The following is a 19,577-nucleotide window of genomic DNA, read 5'->3' on the forward strand; positions in this document are numbered from 1 at the left end:
TGGACGCCGTCACGACTTATCAGGCGTCGGCTTCGTCGCGCGGGCCACTCAGAAAGACCAGACGGAACTTGCCGATCTGGACTTCGTCGCCGTTGCTCAGCGATGCGGTGTCGACGGGCTCCCGGTTGACGTAGGTGCCATTGAGGCTGCCCACGTCGACCACCTGAAACTCGTTGTCGCCGAGTCGGAATTCGGCGTGACGACGGCTGACCGTCACATCGTCGAGGAAGATGTCGCTGTCGGGGTGCCGACCCGCGGAGGTCGTCGGCTGGTCGAGGAGGAACCGCGATCCCGCGTTGGGTCCCCGCTTCACGACAAGCAGCGCGGTCCCGGGAGCGAGTCGCTCGACTCCCGTCTCGGCCGGCTCACTCGAGGTGCTGGTTCCGGCATCGAGTTCATTGATGAACTCCTCCCGGAACACCGAGGTGGTCTCCACCGGCGCCTCGAAGTCCCTGTCGTTTTCGCTCACCACTTCTCCTTCGTCGTCGTCAGTGCAATCGCACTGTCAGTGCACACCGCACTGTTCGGCCAACCGCACTGTCCGGCCGTCCACGTCTCCGGTCCCGATCGCGGTCTCGCGTCGGTTCGGAATCGGCTCTCGCCACGATGGCCGGTTGAATCTACATGACATGTGCGGACGGGTAGATCTCGGAGCGTGATCGCGAAGTCGGTTCACGTCACGCCTCTTTCCCACTGCCGTAACCGTACCGGTCATGTAGATCGCACCGGCGAGCGAGTCGACTCCGGCACGGTCGATCATATCGTCACCGGGGCGATCAGCCAGGTCGATCAGAGCCACCGGGACGGATCGGCGGGAACTCTTACCCTTCGATGACGGCGCGGTACCCCGCGGCGTCGAGAACATCACCCAGTTGCTCTTCGAGGGTCGCCTCGTCGGCGGCCTCGATCTCTACCAGCCAGCCTTCACCGTACGGGTCCGAATTGACCAGTTCCGGCGAGGCGTCCAGTGCGTCGTTGACCGCGCTGACGGTACCGGTCAGCGGCCCGAAGATGTCGGAGACACTCTTGGTCGATTCCACCTCGGCGAAGGATTCGCCGACGGCGACCTCTGCACCGGAGTCGGGTAGCTGCACGAACACCACGTCGCCGAGTGCATCCTGGGCGAAGTCGGTGATGCCCACGCGCACGGTCGTCGGTCCGATCTTCTCGATCCACTCATGTTCTGCGGTATAGCGCAGGTCTTCTGGCACTTTGCTGTCGGTCACAAGGGCCCCTTTCGTTCCCGTCAGACTCTACTGTCTGGCGAGGTGTCGGCCTGACGACGCGACGGCATGTGTCGCATCACCAGGATCGTCTGATACCAGTACAGGACGAAGGACCACAGGTAGAGCCCCACACCCCAGATCATGAACGCCCACCCGATCGGGTATGCGAAGCCGCTCACCGGATCGAGTTGACCGGCGAGCAGCCAGGGGAACGCGCTCATCAGCGCGAAGGTCGCCGCCTTGCCGATATAGAGCACCGGGAGGGCGAGAACACCGCGCGAACGCAGCAGTGGCGCCGTCGCGAACAGCAGCACATCACGTCCGATGATGATGCCGATGAGCCACCACGGGATGAACTCCCGCACGCCGAAGGCCAGCGGGATGATCACGATGTACAGCCGGTCGGCGGCCGGGTCGAGCAGGGCCCCGATCCGCGAGGACTGGTCGAGCAGGCGGGCGAGTTTCCCGTCGAGCCAGTCGGAGACCCCGGAGAAGATCAACACCGCGAAGGCCCACCCGTCGGCCTTCTCGACGAGCAGCAGCCAGAGGAAGACCGGGATGAGGACGAGCCGGAGCACACTCAGCGCGTTCGGCACCGTCACGATCCGGTCCGGAGCCGGCGTGGGTGCCGCCTCCGGATCGGTCACCGGAAGATCCCGATGATGCCCTGCAGCGTCTTCGCCCCGCCGGAGGAGAAGAGGTTGTCGTGGACCATGTAGGTCCACGTCGTCGTCGAGCGGTGCAGATCCGAGGAACCGAGGTCGACCCCGTCCGGGGTGATCTTCGCCTCCCGGAACGTCTCCCGCGCCTTCTCGAGCGCCTGGGCGGGCAGATCGGAGAACTCCGCGAGGATCATCCGGTGGAACTCGTCGAGCGGGCTCTCCTTGCCCAGCGATCGCAGATGGATGCTGGCCCGGACATCGGAGACGAACGCGAGATGGTCGGCCCATGCGCGGTCGAGGTGATAGAGCACGATCTCGCGGGCCGCCTGGCTCAGCACCTCACGTGGGACGGCGTCGACGGCGACCTCGGTGTCGACCTTCGACGGTTCGGCCGCCTTCTCCGCATCGTCCGACTTCGCGGGCTTCTCCCCCGCCAGTTCGGCGTAGCGCTCCGGCTCGAGTTCGGCGAGCTCGTCGAGCGCGGTGTCGGTGGTGAGGATCTTCATCCGCCGGTCGACGATGATGTCCCGCTGCTGGTTGACCAGCTTGTTGTAGCGCCAGGTGTTGGCATGCAACTCCAGGCGCACGCCCTCGGCGATCCGCTGCGCCTGCTCGATGAGGTCGATGCGCTTGCTGCCCATCGAGCCGTCTGAGTTGGGCGACACCGGATCACGCTTGAACGCGAGGTTCTTCGTGACGACCGGGTCCTCGAGGCTGGAGAAGAAGACCGACGTGCCGGGGTCGCCCTGGCGTCCGGCGCGACCTCGCAGCTGGCTGTCGAGACGTTCGGTGTCGTGCCGTCCGGTGCCCACCACGCACAGTCCGCCGAGTTCGACGACCGCGTCGCGGGCGGCGGCGTCATCGGCCGAGCCGCCCAGCCGGATGTCGGTACCGCGGCCTGCCATCTGCGTCGAGACCGTCACCGCGTTGCGCGCACCGGCCTCGGCGATGATCTTCGCCTCCTGCGCGTCGTTCTTGGCGTTGAGGACCACCGACGACACACCGGCCTTCTCGAGGAAGTACGCGAGTTCCTCGGATTCGGCGACGTCGTGGGTGCCGATGAGGACCGGCTGGCCGGTCTCGTGGATCTCCTTGACGTAGGCCACGATCGCCTCGACCTTGTTGGCCTTGGTGTCGTAGACCCGGTCGGGCAGATCGGTGCGGATGTTCTCGGTGTTCGGCGGGATCTGCGACACCCGGAGGTCGTAGAACTGCCGGAACTGTTCACCCGCGGCGAGGGCCGTACCGGTCATGCCGCACACCTTCGGGTAGCGACCGATGAGCGCCTGCACCGTGATGGTGTCGATGACCTCGCCCGAGTCGGTCTGCGCGAGACCCTCCTTGAGTTCGACGGCCGCCTGGACGCCGTCCGGCCAGCGCTGCAGCTGGGCCACCCGGCCGCGCGAGGCGTTGATCAGGTGGACCCCGCCGTCGCGGACGATGTAGTGGATGTCGCGTTCGAGCAGGTAATGGGCGTGCATCGCGATGCTGACGTGCACGAGTGTCGAACCGACGTGCTCCTCGCTGTAGAGGTTGATCCCGCCGAGTTCCTCTTCGACGAAGGCCGCACCCTCGTCGGTGAGCGTCACGTTGCGACCCTCGGCATCGATCTCGTAGTGCTTCTTCTTCATCCGCGACACCACGTCGTGGATGGCCTGGTCGGGAACCTCGGTCTCGGTCGATCCGGCCAGCACCAGCGGAACGAGAGCCTCGTCGACGAGCACCGAGTCGGCCTCGTCGATGATCGCGACGTCGGGCTTGGGTGAGACGAGGTCGGCCTCGGACAGGGCCAGCTGGTCGCGGAGGACGTCGAATCCGATCTCGTTGACCGAGCCGTAGGTGACGTCGCCGGCGTAGGCGCGTCGACGCTCCTCGCGGCTGGAGTTCTCCGAGATGGCATGCACCGCAATGCCGAAGACGTCGAAGAGAGGCTTCATCCACTCGGCGTCGCGGGTGGCGAGGTAGTCGTTGACGGAGATGACATGGACCTGGTGTCCTTCGAGGACGTGTCCGATCGCGGCGATCGCGCCGGCGAGCGTCTTGCCCTCACCGGTGGCCATCTCGACGATGTCGCCCTCGAGGAGACGGAGCGCACCCTGCAGCTGGACGTCGAAGGGACGCAGGTTGATCGAGCGGTCCGCGGCCTCGCGGACGAGCGCCAGGAACTTCGCCCGGTCGCCGGGCTTGGACCCGATGTCGAGCTTCTCGGCCTCACCGACGAAGGCGTCGTCGGCGAGTTCGGCGGCCCAATCGGTGTGGGCTTCGGCCTCCTTGATCACACTCAGCGACTTCGACTGATTGCGAGTCGACTGGGCGCCCAGAAGTCGCCACATGCTGTTGGTCAGCTTTCCCACCGAAACACTTCTCCTGATCGTTTCCCGGCCAACTACACGACCCGTCGGGCCTCGCGGCGCCGTCAGGTCAGCAACAACGGTACGCGGCCCCTGGTAGAGCGGGGTCGGCGACATTATGATCAGTCCACCCATTTCGCCGACGGCGCATTCGCCCCTGCTCCCCTGACCCTAGGACGGCCGATGAGCGCGACCTTCCCGAGCAGGACACGCCGACGACTGGTCCGGGCCGTCGTGGCCGGGTTCCTGGTGGCGAGCGGCGTCGGACTCGGTGCGTTCAACGCCTGGTGGGTCGCCTTGTTCTTCGGCGTTCCGCTGGTCGTCGTGGGGATCGTGATCAGTCCGCGCGCGTCGCGGGTCTCGGAGCTGCCGGAGTTCCGGCGCGGCGTCACCCGGGACGGCCCGCAGATCGAGGTCGGGGCGCTCACGCGCAGTACCCTCACCGCCGAGGACATGCAGCCCACGATGGTGACCGCGACCGTCAACCCGCCGAATGACACCGCCTACGAGGCGCGGTGGATCACCTCGATGAGCAAGGGGCATTTCCAGGCACTGGCGTCGAACCCGTTCACGACCCTCCCGCCCGACCAGTTGCCGTCGCGCGGTCAGACCACCACCCCCGAGTTCGACGACCATCCCGGCCGGCTGGCGATCATCTACCCGGCGGTGACGCTGGTGACGGCCGTCGCGCTGCTGTTCGGTGTCGCCGAGAGCTGGACGATCTCGGTCCCGTCGCTGCCGTCCTTCGGTTCGGCCGTCGACATCCCCGGCCGCGACGACGCGGAGGCCTCTCTTGCCGAACGCCACCAACGACTCCTCGATGAGATCGTCGACCACCTGGGCCCCGGTGCGACCCGAAATGTGTTGCGCCTGAGCTACAACCTCGACTCGACCTCCGATCAGGCCATCGTTTTCGATCCCTCCAACGGCCGCGCGACGAACATCAATGTCTGGGACGGTGGTTCCAACGCATCCGCGATGCCCACCATGGACCGGGCGGACAAGACCTTCGACGCGGCCACGATCAACGCGGGTGCACTGGGTGACATAGCCGGGTCCATGCAGGCCGAGGTCACGCCCATCGTCTCGGACGCACGACTCGACGGGTTCGAGATCCGACGCCCCACAGCGAACGAACCCGTCGTCCTCACCGGTTCCTTCGACCCCGGAGACGCCTTCATCCGCGACATCGAGATCGAGGCCCACACCGACGGCGCCATCGCAAAGTACTTCGACCCCGCGATTTTCGACACCGCGTTCACGATCGCCCGCTCCGCACTGCCACTCGCCGGGATCGCCCCGAACGCACCGGTACTCGACGAGTTCGTGATCCGCGGCATCGCCGACAACACCCCCATCATCAGTGCCAGCAGCATCCAGAACAGTGGCGGTGTCCTCTTCCGGTACACGACCCTGGCCCGCAGCGGGCAGATCGTCATCGCGCCGGGCAAGTTCCCGGACGTCTCCGGCAGGGAGGGGCGCTACCGCCCGGACGGCTTCGCCTTCGACGCGATCTCACCGCAGTTGTTCGATCGCGTCCGCGACGACGCGATGAGGCGCGGCTCGATCCCCGAATACGACCGCGGCGCGGTCGCCATCGACGTCACCGAGCCACACCTCCACGACGACACCGATTTCGTGATCCGCGTCGAGATGGCCAGGGTCGACGCGTCGAAGGGCATGTACACACTCGACGGACAGTTCATCAAGGCGGCGCACTACTGACCTCACGCGTTGGACTTGCCGGCCTCCAGTGCACGACGCGTGACTGCGTTCAGTTCCGCGACCGCCGCCTCCGGCGGGTGCAGAACCCCGCGATCGGTCATTGTGGTGACGATGTCGCGAACCCGCCCGTAGTACGTGGCCTGCTCGGCGGGGGTGTTGCTCGCCTCGGCGTGGTTGTACAGCTTGAGTGCGGTGTCGAGGGCGTTCTGGTCAGCGGGTTCGAGGTAGCCCGCGCCGATCCGTCGTCCATGCTTCTCACATGCGATCCAGGCCCGCCGGAGGGCGGCCACGGACTGCTGGTAGGCGTCGGCGCGACCGCGGTTCCCCGGGTAGGCGTCGGTACGCAGGGCGGTGGCCTCGTCGAGAGCGAGGTGGAAGGTCTGGGTCTGTTCGACCGTGACGTCGGTGACCGCCGGATACTTCAGCAGCAGCGCCGGGTCGAGTTCGTAGGTGCCGTAGGCGGTGAGCACCTCGTCGTGGCGGCGGGTCGCCTCTTCCCACAGCCGTTGCGCGGCCTCCTCCGAGCCCGCGTCGGCGATGCGGGGCCGGCGCAGATCGACCGGCGTGGGCTCGCGATCCGAGGAGTCGTGGTCGGTGACGTCATGGTCGGGGGGCATCGACCCCACCGACACCGTCGCCGGCCGGTCGGCAGCCTTCTCCCGATCGGACTTGTGTGCCGCGTTCTTTGTCGTCGAAACACGTTGCGGCGCATGCGCTCGCAGCCGGTCGATCACCGCGGCCGCCGCCGGATCGCCCTCGACGATCGCGACCTGCCAGAGGTCGGGGTCGACGCCCTCATCGGCCCCGGCGTCGGAGCCGTGTTGTGGACGCGCGAGGGTCAACTTGAGGTACTTCTGCCCCAGGACAGTGAGCTGCTGGGCCTGCCGGCCGGTCATCGACGAGGTTTCGTAGGCCGGACCACCGATCGCGAATGACTGCAGCGCGCTCAGCGGATAGGACACCAACGTATGGTCTTCGTCGCCGAAGTAGACGGTGTCTTCGTCGACGGTCAGCAACACCGCTCCCCGCTCGCCCAGTCGGCCGTATGCAGCCGCGAACAGCGACACGGCGAGCAGTCCGGCAACCACCACCGCGATGAGCAGACCCTCGACGCCGGCGATGTTGAGCCCGACGAGGGCGACGAGCGCGACCATCATGACGATCCATGCGGCCCCCGCGGAGGCGTGGTGGCGTCCCGTTAGATATTCGGTCCGGCAGGTCACCGAAACCACATCTCACCTCCGATGGCCATATCGCATTCCCCATCCGGTCGGCTACCGTATTGAACGTGAGCCTCGGGGATCGCCGTCAGACGGCACGCGTACTCCACACAGCCCGCGAACATCGCATCAGCTTACGCATTGTTGCGCTGGTCAGCGCGGTGTTGTTCGTGTCGGGTCTCGGTGCGTTCGCAGCCGGTCCGGGTGATGCTGCGCCGGCAGTTCCGCCCTTCGTCGGCAAGTCCTACTCGTCGACGGCGGTGACCGGCCCCCAGATCCCCGGTGGCGGCCCTCTCCAGTTGACCTTCACCGCCGCCAACCGAATCTCTCTGTTCGCCGGCTGCAACCGGCACGTCGGCGAGATGACGGTCGAGGGTTCGGTGCTGCGCGTCGGCTCGCTCGCCTCGACGATGATGGCCTGCCCCGGACCCCGAGCGGGCGCCGACGAGTGGATCACCACGCTCACCAGAGACCCCCTCACCTGGTACTCGGTGGGCCACGCACTGGTGCTGTCCGGACCGGGCACCCAGATCCTGCTGACGGAAAAGTACTCGTGAGCCGACCCGCACCGGCCGTCGTCACCGTGACCGGTGCGGCCGGGAGCATCGGATACGCCAGCGTCTTCCGCATCGCCGCGGGTGCAATGCTCGGTCACGACCAGCCCATCGCCCTCCGACTCCTCGAGCTGCCCCAGGCGGTCCCGGCCGCCGTGGGAACCGCGATGGAACTCGACGACGGCGCCTTCGGCCTGTTGAAGTCCGTGGACGTCTTCGACGACCCGCGCAAGGCCTTCGACGGTGCGAGTTTCGCGCTGCTCATCGGTGCGCGTCCGCGATCGAAGGGCATGGAACGCGCAGATCTGCTGGCGGCCAATTCCGACATCTTCGCGGCGCAGGGAGCGGTCCTCAACGACGTTGCCGCCGACGACATCAGGGTGATCGTCGTGGGTAACCCGGCCAACACCAACGCCGCGGTGGCGGCCGCCCACGCGCCCGAGGTCCCGTCGCAGCGATTCACCGCACTCACCCGCCTCGACCACAACCGGGCGATCGCGCAGCTGTCCCACCGCGCCGGGGTCGAGGTCGGCGAGATCAGCCGCGTCACCATCTGGGGGAATCACTCGGCGACGCAGTATCCCGACATCTTCCATGCGCGCGTCGGCGGCCGGAGCGGCGCCGATCTCGCTGCGGACCGCGACTGGCTCGTCGACGACTTCATCCCTACCGTCGCCCGCCGCGGCACCGCGATCATCGAGGCGCGCGGCACCTCCTCGGCGGCGTCGGCGGCCAACGCCACCATCGACCACGTCCACGACTGGGTACTCGGAACCCCCGCCGACGACTGGACCTCCACCGCACTGCCGTCACCGGGCGTGTACGGCGTGCCCGAGGGCATCGTCTGTTCCTTCCCGGTGCGCTCGGTCGACGGTCAGTGGGAGATCGTCGAGGGACTCGAGATCAACGACTTCTCCCGGGAACGGATCGATGCCTCGGTCGCGGAACTCGCAGCCGAGCGCGACGCCGCTCTGACCTCCTGAACGGTCGTCAGCCCGTACGCTCTTCCCATGGCCAAGAAGGACAAGAAGAAGCCTCAGAAGATCTCGAACAAGGTCTACGAGGCCGAGCTCTTCCGGCTGCAGACCGAGCTGGTCAAACTCCAGGAATGGGTGCGCGAGACCGGCGCTCGCGTGGTGGTGGTCTTCGAGGGCCGCGACGCCGCGGGCAAGGGCGGCACCATCAAGCGGATCACGCAGTATCTGAGTCCTCGCATCGCGCGCGTCGCAGCTTTGCCCGCCCCGACCGACCGTGAACGTGGCCAGTGGTACTACCAGCGCTACGTCGCGCATCTGCCGGCGCCGGGCGAGATCGTGCTGTTCGACCGGTCCTGGTACAACCGTGCCGGAGTCGAGAAGGTCATGGGGTTCTGCACGCCCGAGGAACACACCCGCTTCCTGCGGCAGACACCGATCTTCGAGCAGATGCTCATCGACGACGGCATCATCCTGCGTAAGTACTGGTTCTCCGTGTCCGACGACGAACAACTCAAACGTTTCCGGCAGCGCATGAAAGACCCTGTGCGACAGTGGAAGCTGAGCCCGATGGATCTCGAGTCGGTGTATCGCTGGGAGGATTACTCGCGCGCCAAGGACGAGATGATGGTCCACACCGACACCGCTCTGAGCCCCTGGTACGTCGTCGAATCCGACGTGAAGAAACATGCGCGGCTCAACATGATCTCGCATCTGCTCGGCAGCATCGACTACGCCGAGGTGCCCCGCCCGGTGGTGACACTGCCGAAGAGGCCGATCGAGTCGGGCAACTATCACCGGCCGCCTCGATCACTGTCCAAATACGTTCCCGACCATGTGGCGACGCTGATCCGCACCGACCACTGATCGCGTTCTGATGTGGATCGGGTTCGCCGAGTTCGACTATCGCCTGGGTGATGTGCACTCGCTGAAACAGAAACGGTCGGTCGTCCGGCCGATCGTCGCCGAACTCCGTCGACGCTTCTCGGTGTCCGCGGCTGAGGTCGGTCACCTCGAGATGCATCGGCGCGCGGTGATCGGCACGAGCGTGGTGGCGGCCGACCGGAGCCACGTCGTGGACGTGCTCGACGCCGTCGAGCGATCGGCCGCCAACCATCCCGAGGTGGAACTGCTCTCGGTGCGGCGTCGGATCATCCACTCCGAAGACCTCTGAGCCCCGAACCGCGTCGTCCGACTGAAAAGCGCCCCTGAACTGGACCCTCCAGAGGGCGACCGTTAACACTATGTCGCCGGCGGAGCTGTCCAGGGTGCAAATCGGGGGCGGTTGCTGCGGGCGGATCTCAGGGGCGGTTTTCGGTGGGGGTCAGTGAAACTCGCTCACACCACACCCGCCGCGACCGCGGCCTCCCGGTACGCGGCGGCCAGCGAGTCGACGGTCTCGTGAGCGTTGAGTCCGCTGGGGTTGGGAACCACCCAGAGCTGGGCGCCGTCCCAGGTCTCCTCCTGGCGACCGGACACCGCGTCGCGTCGCCCGAAGGCGCTGCGGTAGGCGGTGATCCCGGCGACCGCCACCACTCGCGGACGGATCTCACGTACACGTTCCCGCAGCCGACGACCTCCGTCCCGGAACTCCTCGACCGTGAGTTCCGCGGCGGTCGCGGTGGCGCGGGCGACGACGTTCGTGATGCCGATCCCGCGTCCGGTCAGCAACTCGGCGTCGGCCTCGGACATGCCACGTGATGCGTCGATCACCCGGTCGACGATCCCCGCGCGTGCCAGCGCCGGGTAGAAGCGGTTGCCGGGCCGCGCGAAATGGGCGCCGGTGGCGGCGGTCCACAGGCCGGGGTTGATCCCGACGAACAGCAATCGGCAGTCGTCACCGACGAGGTCGTCGACGGTGCGGTCCCGGTATTCGAGGAGCTCGGCCCTGGTGAATCCCATCCCCCGAGGCTAGACGTCGGTCGGGGGCACCTCGGCCTCGTGCTGCCCGGCGACACAGAACTGGTTGCCGTCGGGATCGGCCAGCGTCACCCAGCCGAAGCCGGGCATCTCGCGGTCGGCGATCTTCGTCGCGCCGGCGGCGATGAGTCGTTCGACCTCGGCTTCGCGGTCGTCGGTCGTGAGGTCGAGATGGATGCGGTTCTTCCCCGGCGTCGGGTCGTCTACCTGCTGGAACGCGAGGAGGGGTGCACCCTCTGCCAGCGAGAGGACGACGAAGAAGCCGTCGTTCTCCTGGACGATCCGGCCACCGAGCGCCTCGGCCCACCACGTGGCGAGCGGCATCGGCTGGAGGGTGTCGACTGTGATCATGCCCACTGCGAGACTCATGCGCACCAACCTATCGCCGGCCACCGACATCCGGCGCCGGCGTCTGTCGGATGAAGGACCGGACCTCGCCCACAACCCCTCCCCGGTGGGGTCCGGAGCACTACACTCACGCTGATGCTCGGACTCTCTTACTCGGTCTTGGGCGGGCTCGGCGCCCAGATCGGTTCCGATCCCGTCGAACTCGGCACCCGCAAGCAGCGGGCCACACTCGCGCAGCTCGTCCTCGCCGAGGGTGCGCCGCTTCGTGCCGACCGGCTGATCGAGGGCATCTGGGGCGACTCACCACCCGATCGCGCCGAGGTGTCGTTGCAGTCCTACATCTCGGGCCTGCGCAAGGCCCTCGAACCCGACCGCAAACCGCGCAGTCCGTCGACCGTGCTGCTCACACACGGAACCGGCTACAGCCTGCCGACGACGCCGGATCAGGTCGACCTGCGCCGGCTGACCGCGGATCTGACCTCGGCACGAACCCTGATGCAGCAGGGCGACACCGCCGCCGCGGCCCCGCTCCTGCAGAAGGTCCTCGACGCCTACCGGCCGATCCTCCCGGAATTCGAGGGACTGGCGTTCCGCGACGAGGCCGCCGACCATCTCGACCGTATGCTCGGCGCGGCGCGGGAGATGTCCTTCGAGGCACGCATGGCCGCTGGTGACCATCATCTGCTGGTCACCGAACTCGACAGTGCCGTCGAGAGATCACCACTCGACGAAGGACTCTGGGTTCTGCTCGCCACCGCGTTGTACCGGCTCGGCCGGCAGTCCGATGCACTCGGCGCGATCGCCAATGCCCGACGCATCCTCGCCGACGAGATCGGCGTCGACCCGGGCCCACGGCTCCGAGAACTCGAACGCGACATCCTCGATCACGCACCGCACCTCGATGCCCCACCCACTCCGCGCGAATCCCTCACGGTGGCAACCACTCCCCCGAGTGCCGGTCGCGTCGAAGCCACCGAGACACCACCGGATCGGGAACCCGTCGACGACGCGCCGACGCTGGTCGGGCGAACCGACGAACTGGCCGCGCTGCACCGCGCGGTTCTCGCCTCTATGACCGGACACGGCGGGGTCGTCGTGGTGGAAGGTGAACCGGGAGCGGGTAAGACGGCCCTCATCGACGAGGCGGGACGACGCGCGGCCGGGGCGGCCGACCTGCGGGTGTTATGGGGGCGGTGCGTCGACGATCCCGCGGCACCGTCGATGTGGCCGTGGGTCCAGATCCTCGGCACGGTGCTCCCCCAGCTCGATCCGGCCGACCGGGAACGACTCCTCGACAGCTCTCTGGGCCGCATGGTCACCGAAGGCGTCAACGTCATCCCGCCGCCGCGTCAGATGCCCGACGCCGCAGCGCGTTTCCAGTTCTATGACCAAGCCGCCGACCTCCTCGACGGCGTCGCCGAGACCTCGAAACTGATCATCGTCCTCGACGACCTCCAGTGGGCGGACGGCGCCTCGTTGGAACTGTTCGCGCACATGGCCTCTCGACGGACGCCGGGCGTCACGTTCTTCGCCTCGCTGCGGTCACCGACCCACCGACCCGTCGTCGCCTCGACCCTCGCCACGCTGGCACGGCTCCCCGAACACCGCCGTCTCCACGTCGGTCCCCTCCGCGGGGACGACATCTCCGAGCTGATCCGCCGCGAGACACAACAGTGGCCCGAGGTCGCAACGGTCAGTTCGATCGAGCGACGCACCGGCGGCAATGCCTTCTTCGTCCGCGAACTGGCACGCATCCTCGCCGACCAGGGTTCGATCGCGGGCAACGCCGTGCCGTCCGGAGTACTCGACGTCGTGCGTCAACGGCTCCTCGGACTGTCGCCGGAGACAACCGAACTCCTCGACATCGCCGCCCTCATCGGCACCCGGGTGGACCTGGTGTTGCTCGCAACCGCGGCCGGACGACCCGTGGACGAGGCGCTCGACACCCTCGAACCCGCCTCCGCCGCCGGGGTCATCGACCTCGGCCCCGACGACCCGTTCGGATTCGGTTTCAGCCACGACATCATCCGTGAGGCGATCGCCGACGGGGTTCCGTCGAGGCGCGCACGGCGCATCCATCTCGCCATCGCCGACGCACTGGCCGGGAACTCCTCGCCGCATGCGGTCAGCCGGGTCGCCCGCCACCTGTGGTCGGCGGGGCCGCTCGCCGACCGGCAGCGCACGACCAGCGCCCTGCTGACCGCGGGCGACATCGCCCTCCGTACCTACGACTTCGACGGCGCGAAGCGGCATTTCGGTGACGCGGCGACACTCGCACGGGCCACCGGCGACCAGGAGGCCGAGCTGCGGGCGATCGCCACACAACTCGCCGGTGAGGTCTCCGTGCACGGTTATTTCGCCGCCGATCCCGATCTCCAGGAACGCGCCCGCACGCTGGCCACCACGCTCGGTGACCGGCGGCTGCTGGCCTCCCTCGACTACGCGCGCTGCGCCGCGCACATCCAGGTCGCCGACGCGCACACCGGACACCGGCTCGCGAACGACCTCCGCGCCCGCGCCGAACGGTCCGATGATCCTGTCGTCGTCCACCTCGGCATGCAGGCCGCCGGCATCGACGAGTTCACCCGCGGCAATTTCGGTGCGGCCCATCGCATCCTCGACACATACGGACCAATCGAGGACGTCGACGGACTCCGTGACGACCAGCTGACGATGGCGCGCGGCTTCCGGGCCTGGGCGGCAACAGTCCATCTCGGCCGAGATGCCGGCCGCGCGCTGTTCGCCGCCATCACCGACGCGCGTCCGGACCCCAGGTCCCGGTTGGGCACCGCCATCTTCGCCGTCGGCGCCGCGGCGACCATCGGCGATGCGGAGTGGGCGCTCGACGCCGGACAGATCATCGACTCCGAGAGTGCGGGCCCGCTCGCCTATCTGCGTCGTGGCGGCGAGCGCATGTACTGGTGGGCTCGTGCCATGGCCGGCGACCTCGACGACGCCTTGGTCCGTATCGACCGGTTGGAGACCGGTGACCCCCGCCCCGACCGGCCCGGCAACACCGACCACCCGCGCACCGGCGACGGATTCTGGCTCGGACTGCACGCCGAGATTCTGGTGACCGCCGGAAAGCTGACCGATGCAGCCGCCCTCCTGGATCGAGCCGACGAGTTCGCCGAACGGACCGGGGAACACTACGGGGACGCTCACCGTCTGTTCGTCCGCGCCCGCTACGAGTACGCCAATGGACGCCCGGCGTCGACGTTCGGGACGACACTCGCCCGCGCTCGGGCCATCGCCGTCGCGCAGGAGGCAAAAGCGCTGGTCGAACGGGTCGACGCCGTCGCGGCGGCATGGGGCGTCTCCCCGACTGCGTAGGTCCCAAGTCCGCCTCAAGTCGCCCTCAAGCACCGTCGGTGAATCTGGTCTCCGAACCGGCCCGCCCGGAAACCTGACCGACCGCCCGGCGAAGCCGGCCACATTCGAGGACTCACCGTATGACCGCGACACCCACCTCACCGACCGGCCGCCCCGAACGGCTGATCATCCGAACCCGCTCCTCGGTGCTCGCGCAGCTGCGCGACCGGATAGCCGGCGACGTCCTCGGCCCCGGCGATGCCGGTTTCCGCGAGGCACGCGCCGGTTTCAACCGGCTCGTCACCCACCGGCCGTCGGTGATCGCCATCCCTGAGAATCACTTCGATGTCGTCGAGGCCGTGCGGTTCGCCGCGGCGGAGGATCTGCGGATCACCGTCCAGGCCACCGGTCACGGGACCGGGGTGCCGGCCGACGGCGGCCTGCTCATCAACACGTCCCGTCTCACCGCGGTGACCGTCGACCCGGTCACGAGGACCGCCCGGGTCGCCGCCGGTGCCACCTGGAAGGCGGTGCTCGACGCCGCGGTTCCGTACGGCCTCGCGCCGCTGATGGGTTCGGCGAGCATCGTCGGCGCGGTCGGCTTCACCCTCGGCGGCGGTTTCGGTTGGCTCGGGCGCCGCTTCGGGCTGGGTTCGGATGCCGTGCTGGCCTTCGACCTCGTGACTCCCGACGGCAGGCCGATCCGCGTCAGCGAGGCGAGTTTCCCGCACATCTTCTGGGCGCTGAGGGGTGGTGGCGCGGGCAGCCTCGGCGTGGTCACCTCGATGGAGATCGCCCTCGTCGACGTGACCACGGTGTACGCGGGCAACCTCTTCTACCCGGCCGACGACGCCGAGGAGATCATGCGCCGGTTCCGCGACTGGGCACCGGCCCAGCCGGAGGCCCTGACCTCTGCGGTCACCATCCTGAACCTGCCGCCCACCGACGACGTCCCGGAGCCGTTGCGCGGCGGGAGTTTCGCGGTGGTGCGCGGATGCTGGTCCGGCGACATCGCCACCGGCCGCGTGATCGTCGACGAGTGGCGGAACTGGCGGACACCCCTGGTCGACCTGTGGGACGAGATGCCGTTCGACGCAGTGGACGCGATCAGCATGGACCCAACCGAACCGATGCCGGTCATGGTCACCACCGAGTGGTTCGACGAGCTGCACGACGAGGCCATCGAGGTGGTCGCCGGTCGCGCTCGCCCGGAGCCGGGCTCGGCACCGCTCGTCGTCTCCGCCGAGATCCGCCACGCCGGCGGCGCGATCGCACGTGGTGCGGCCCGCGCGGCGAACGACCGGGCACGCTCCGGGCAATTCCTCCTCGAACTGATCTCGATGGTTCCCGACCCGCATGTGGCGCTCGCCGTCGAATCGACGCTGCGCGTGACCCGCACCGAGCTCGCGCCCTACGTCACCGGTGCCACCTACCTGAACTTCACCTCCGGTGCCGAACGTGCCGGCCGCGCCGCCGACGCATACAGCGCCGAGCACCGCCGTCGGCTCCTGGACATCAAGGCGACGCTCGACCCGCACGACCGCTTCTGTCACGGCGACATCGCCTGACACCCGAGCCGGCGCACACCGAGTAGCCGCGAGAGGGCTTGCGCGACAACGCCTACGTGTGGGCTGATGGGTGACATGACCGGTCCGAACCCGTCCCACCTCGCCGTCCCGCTGCTCGTCGTCGACGGTGCGAACGTCGTCGGTTCGGTACCGGACGGCTGGTGGCGGGATCGGAGGGGTGCAGCGCAGCGGCTGAGAGACCGCCTCGCGCTACTCGCCGAGCCGGGTCTCGACGCATTGACCGGACCGATCGAGGTCGTGCTCGTCGTGGAGGGCAGAGCGCGCGGGGTCGCATCGGTTCCCGACGTGACGGTCGTCGAGGCCCCGGCGTCGGGGGACGACACTATCGTCGACGTCATCCGCGACCACCCTGATCGTCGTCGCGTGGTCGTCACCGCCGACCGCGAGCTGCGCGCCCGAGTCACCGCGCTGGGTGCCGAGATCCTCGGACCGTCGTCGATCCCGCGCTGAGTCCACGACGATGCCGTGCCACATTTCCCGAGTACCGCACCGGTACCGGCCGTTCGGCGAATAATCCGGTCCGGGAACACCGCAGACACCGGACGACGAAGGGTCACTGAATGCACGACGTCGATGTACTGGTCGCGGGTGCCGGACCGATCGGCCTGACCGCCGCCATCGAACTCCGCCGACGAGGTGTCCGGGCCCGGATCGTCGACCCGCTCCTCGAGCCGCCCCAGTACGCGAAAGCCGTTGGCATCCAACCGCGCACCCTCGAGGTGTTCGAGGGTATGGGGGTGATCGAACCGATCCTGGACGCGGGCATGGAGATGCGTGGACAGTTCGTGTTCGTCAACGGTGCCCAGGTGTCACGAATCGACCTGGTCACGCCGGCCGACGTGCCCTTCCGGTTCCACCTGCTGCCGCAGTACGCCACCGAACGCGTCCTGCGGGACCGTCTGACCGACCTCGACGCCGAGGTCGAGCGCGGCGTCCGCGTCTCGGCGTTCACCCAGGACGACGACGGGGTCACGGTCACTCTGACCGACTCGGCCGGCGCCGAGACCTTCGTCCGCGCGGGCTATCTGATCGGGGCCGACGGTGCGCACAGCACGGTGCGCAAGGGTCTGGGCCTGACCTTCGAGGGCGGAGCCTTCGCCGAGCAGTACATGCTGGGCGACGTGGCCGTGGACTGGTCGATGCCCCGCGGGTACGCGATCCGCGCCATGCACCAGGCCCCCGACGGAGCCACCGACGATCTGCTGGTGTGCATCCCTCTGCCGGGACGGGGCCGGTACCGCATGTCGATGCTCGTGCCGGAGGAGCTCGCGATCGGTCCGGCCTCCGGCGGCGACGGCGTCGCCCACGGGTTCGAGGGCACCCGCACCCCCGAGCTGTCACACATCCAGGCCGTCGTCGACCGGTTGTCACCCGAACCCGCCACCGTGTCGGACCTGCGGTGGTCGTCGGTGTTCCGCATCAGCCACCGGATCGTCGACTCCTACGGTCGCGGACGGGTGTTCGTGGCCGGGGACGCCGCGCACATCCATCCGCCGACCGGCGCCCAGGGCATGAACACCGGCGTGCAGGACGCTCACAACCTCGCGTGGAAACTCGCCCTGGCCGTCTCCGGTGACGCGGCTCCCGGCCTGCTCGACACCTACGACCTGGAACGACGCCCGGTCGGCGAAGAGGTCGTCGGCCGAACGGTCCGCGACGCGCGGGAGGGGATCGGCTCCGATTCCACCGATGTCGAGTTCGTGACGCGCCGCGAAGCCCAACTGCTGATCTCTTACGCCGACAGCCCGATCACCGCGGGATCGACGATCCCCTCCGCGCCGGCCGCACCGCGGGCGGGCGAACGGGCCCCGGATGCCGCCGGACTCGGTCGTGATTCGGTGAATCATGCGCTGCGGTTGTACTCGTTGCTGAGTGGCGTCGACCATGCCCTCGTGCTGTACGCCGACGCGACCGCGGGGGCCGAGGACGTGGCCGTGCTCGAAAACCTCGCCGCCGAGGTGACCGAGGCCGCGCGCGGGCACATGACCGCCCACGTGGTGGCCGCTCCCACCGCGCAGGTCGGCAGCACCGACCTACCGTTGCTTCGCGACACCGAGAGTCGCTTCGCCGCCGGGTACCTCCCGGACGGATCGACCGCCTTCGTCATCCGCCCGGATGGCTATCTCGGTTACCGAGGCCCTCTGGGCGACACCGCCGCTGTACTCGCCTACCTCCGTGCGACGTTCGCCTGAGGCGATTCCGGACTCCGAGCCGCCGAGAGGCACCGCTCTCCCGACCGCCGAGTCGCACCGCCGGGTCGCCACCGTAATCTCTCACCATGACGAAATGGGGGCGGGTGGAGCGTGTTCGCGCGCTGGCGAACCGTGTGGAGGCATCGGCGCGACGCCGGGTGGCTGAGTCCGCTGTCGGTCGCGCCCTGGGTTCCGGCGAGGTCATCTACCTGATCGCGCCGACCGGTTATCCCAACTACGGCGACGAACTCATCGCGCGCACATGGTTGCGTCGCCTCGCACGCATCCGCCCCCAGGCGATCGTCATCCTGGACTGCCACAGCCCCGGATCGGCGAGCGCGCTGATGGGCGACGCGCACCCGAATCTGCGTGTCGTCGACACGCTGTGGCAACTTTCGAACTACGCCTCCGACACCGAACCCGACGCCCCGTGGTCCTGGGTGGGACGCGCGGTCCTCGATGCCGGCCTGGCGCCGCGTCTCACAGCCGGCATCGATCTCCTGCACTCCGCGACCACCATCCACCTGCTCGGCGGCGGGTACGTGAACAGTGTGTGGCCGCACCATGTCTCGCTGCTCGTCGCGGCCGCGGCGGTGTCCGGCCGGTCGGGTGCGAAGCTCGTGGCCACCGGTCAAGGCCTGGTGCCGACGGTCGAGGAACCGGCATGGACGGCACTGGTCACCGCGTTGGGCGCGTTCGACATCGTCGACGTGCGCGACACCGCATCGGCGCAGGCGCTCGAAGGTGCGGTCGGCGTGCGGCAATCCGGGGACGACGCCTGGCTCGCGCTGGACCGGCCGCAGCCGGCGGTCTACCGCGAAGAAGCACCCGCCGAGACACCCGGGCAAGGTCGCGGCGTCGTGCTCTGCCTGCAGTCGGACCTCACTGAGAAGTTCACCGGGCCAACGGGTTCCGGCGTCGAAGCACTGGCCACGCTCGTCCACGACACCCTCGACGCCTGGGAGGTCCCGGGATCGGCGGTCACCGTCGTCGAGGGCATCCCGGGTCACGACTACGAGGTGCCCTTCCACCTCGGCTCGCGTCTGGACGGCGCTCGCATCCTGAACTTCCGCGACGTCTGGTTCGGCGGCCTGCCCGCCGGGCAGGGCAACACCTGGATCAGCACCCGCTTCCACCCGCATCTCATCGCGGCTGCGGCGGGAGACCCGGGCGTGGCGATCGTGCCGATGCCGGTCTACTACTCGACCAAGCACCGTTCCCTCGTCGAGGCCGGATCGGCCTGGAGCATCGTCGATTCGGGAGACACGATCCCCGACCGCCCCACCGGTGGCGGATTCGGCGCGGGAGACCGTGAGCGCGCCATCGAGGCCAAGGTGGGCACCGCACTCGACATCTATCCGGTGGCCCCGTTCCTGGCGCACCGCGCCTGACACCCGGCAGCGCGAATTCTGCGCCGGATTGCTCGGGAAACTCCGCTGTTGCGCTCCCCGCGCGAGAGGATCCCAGGATGACCAGTCGGCCCGCGCGCCCTTTGTCCTGCGAG

The 19,577-nt window shown here is 68.3% G+C and carries 17 protein-coding genes; 10 read left to right on the forward strand and 7 right to left on the reverse strand.

Annotated features, from left to right (window positions below):
* Positions 1–19: 19 nt before the first annotated feature.
* From garA to secA2, 4 genes are all read right to left on the reverse strand, one after another.
* Entirely contained in the window at positions 20–472 is a 453-nt protein-coding gene (gene garA, locus GONAM_RS01625) for a glycogen accumulation regulator GarA (RefSeq protein ID WP_005199386.1), read from the reverse strand.
* Between the two features lie 349 nt (positions 473–821).
* Positions 822–1,226 (reverse strand): glycine cleavage system protein GcvH, encoded by a 405-nt coding sequence (gene gcvH, locus GONAM_RS01630; RefSeq protein WP_006865031.1) that lies wholly within the window; start codon positions 1,224–1,226, stop codon positions 822–824.
* 20 nt (positions 1,227–1,246) lie between these two features.
* Entirely contained in the window at positions 1,247–1,873 is a 627-nt protein-coding gene (locus tag GONAM_RS01635; RefSeq protein WP_006865032.1) for a CDP-alcohol phosphatidyltransferase family protein, read from the reverse strand.
* The gene (gene secA2 / locus GONAM_RS01640; protein ID WP_006865033.1) at positions 1,870–4,242 is read right to left on the reverse strand and encodes an accessory Sec system translocase SecA2; all 2,373 of its coding nucleotides are present in this window, start codon (positions 4,240–4,242) and stop codon (positions 1,870–1,872) included. The genes GONAM_RS01635 and secA2 overlap by 4 nt, the downstream gene beginning before the upstream one ends.
* Positions 4,243–4,422: 180 nt before the next feature.
* Between secA2 and GONAM_RS01645 the strand changes: the two genes are divergently transcribed.
* Positions 4,423–5,964 carry a hypothetical protein gene (locus GONAM_RS01645; protein ID WP_006865034.1) on the forward strand — a complete coding sequence of 514 codons (1,542 nt, stop codon included), beginning with the start codon at positions 4,423–4,425 and terminating at the stop codon, positions 5,962–5,964.
* Positions 5,965–5,966: 2 nt separating this feature from the next.
* Here GONAM_RS01645 and GONAM_RS01650 read toward each other — a convergent pair whose 3' ends face one another.
* Entirely contained in the window at positions 5,967–7,196 is a 1,230-nt protein-coding gene (locus GONAM_RS01650; protein ID WP_006865035.1) for a hypothetical protein, read from the reverse strand.
* Positions 7,197–7,252: 56 nt separating this feature from the next.
* On the opposite strand from GONAM_RS01650, the gene GONAM_RS01655 reads away from it, so the two are divergent.
* From GONAM_RS01655 to GONAM_RS01670, 4 genes are read left to right on the forward strand one after another with little or no spacing between them, the layout of a single operon-like run.
* Positions 7,253–7,741, forward strand: coding sequence for an META domain-containing protein (locus GONAM_RS01655; RefSeq protein ID WP_439644539.1), 489 nt, complete (start codon positions 7,253–7,255; stop codon positions 7,739–7,741).
* Positions 7,738–8,721 carry a malate dehydrogenase gene (locus tag GONAM_RS01660; protein WP_006865037.1) on the forward strand — a complete coding sequence of 328 codons (984 nt, stop codon included), beginning with the start codon at positions 7,738–7,740 and terminating at the stop codon, positions 8,719–8,721. The genes GONAM_RS01655 and GONAM_RS01660 overlap by 4 nt, the downstream gene beginning before the upstream one ends.
* Positions 8,722–8,748: 27 nt before the next feature.
* Complete coding sequence (gene ppk2, locus GONAM_RS01665; RefSeq protein WP_006865038.1) at positions 8,749–9,579, forward strand: polyphosphate kinase 2; 831 nt, start codon at positions 8,749–8,751, stop codon at positions 9,577–9,579.
* 10 nt (positions 9,580–9,589) lie between these two features.
* Complete coding sequence (locus tag GONAM_RS01670; RefSeq protein WP_006865039.1) at positions 9,590–9,886, forward strand: DUF503 domain-containing protein; 297 nt, start codon at positions 9,590–9,592, stop codon at positions 9,884–9,886.
* 164 nt (positions 9,887–10,050) lie between these two features.
* Here GONAM_RS01670 and GONAM_RS01675 read toward each other — a convergent pair whose 3' ends face one another.
* Both GONAM_RS01675 and GONAM_RS01680 read right to left on the reverse strand, forming a co-directional pair.
* On the reverse strand, positions 10,051–10,614 hold the full coding sequence (locus GONAM_RS01675) for a mismatch-specific DNA-glycosylase (RefSeq protein WP_006865040.1): 564 nt from the start codon (positions 10,612–10,614) through the stop codon (positions 10,051–10,053).
* A 9-nt stretch (positions 10,615–10,623) separates the two neighbouring features.
* Positions 10,624–11,001, reverse strand: coding sequence for a VOC family protein (locus tag GONAM_RS01680; RefSeq protein WP_006865041.1), 378 nt, complete (start codon positions 10,999–11,001; stop codon positions 10,624–10,626).
* Between the two features lie 114 nt (positions 11,002–11,115).
* On the opposite strand from GONAM_RS01680, the gene GONAM_RS01685 reads away from it, so the two are divergent.
* The 5 genes from GONAM_RS01685 (at position 11,116) to GONAM_RS01705 (ending at position 19,464) form a co-directional block, all read left to right on the forward strand.
* Positions 11,116–14,313: an ATP-binding protein gene (locus tag GONAM_RS01685; protein WP_006865042.1), complete on the forward strand. Its 3,198-nt coding sequence runs from the start codon at positions 11,116–11,118 to the stop codon at positions 14,311–14,313.
* Between the two features lie 119 nt (positions 14,314–14,432).
* Positions 14,433–15,860, forward strand: coding sequence for an FAD-binding oxidoreductase (locus tag GONAM_RS01690; protein WP_006865043.1), 1,428 nt, complete (start codon positions 14,433–14,435; stop codon positions 15,858–15,860).
* Between the two features lie 75 nt (positions 15,861–15,935).
* Entirely contained in the window at positions 15,936–16,331 is a 396-nt protein-coding gene (locus GONAM_RS01695; RefSeq protein WP_040535061.1) for a PIN domain-containing protein, read from the forward strand.
* A 110-nt stretch (positions 16,332–16,441) separates the two neighbouring features.
* Entirely contained in the window at positions 16,442–18,073 is a 1,632-nt protein-coding gene (locus tag GONAM_RS01700; protein ID WP_006865045.1) for an FAD-dependent monooxygenase, read from the forward strand.
* An 86-nt stretch (positions 18,074–18,159) separates the two neighbouring features.
* Complete coding sequence (locus GONAM_RS01705; RefSeq protein WP_006865046.1) at positions 18,160–19,464, forward strand: polysaccharide pyruvyl transferase family protein; 1,305 nt, start codon at positions 18,160–18,162, stop codon at positions 19,462–19,464.
* Positions 19,465–19,577: the final 113 nt, after the last annotated feature.

Source organism: Gordonia namibiensis NBRC 108229 (genome assembly GCF_000298235.1).
Classification (GTDB): domain Bacteria; phylum Actinomycetota; class Actinomycetes; order Mycobacteriales; family Mycobacteriaceae; genus Gordonia; species Gordonia namibiensis.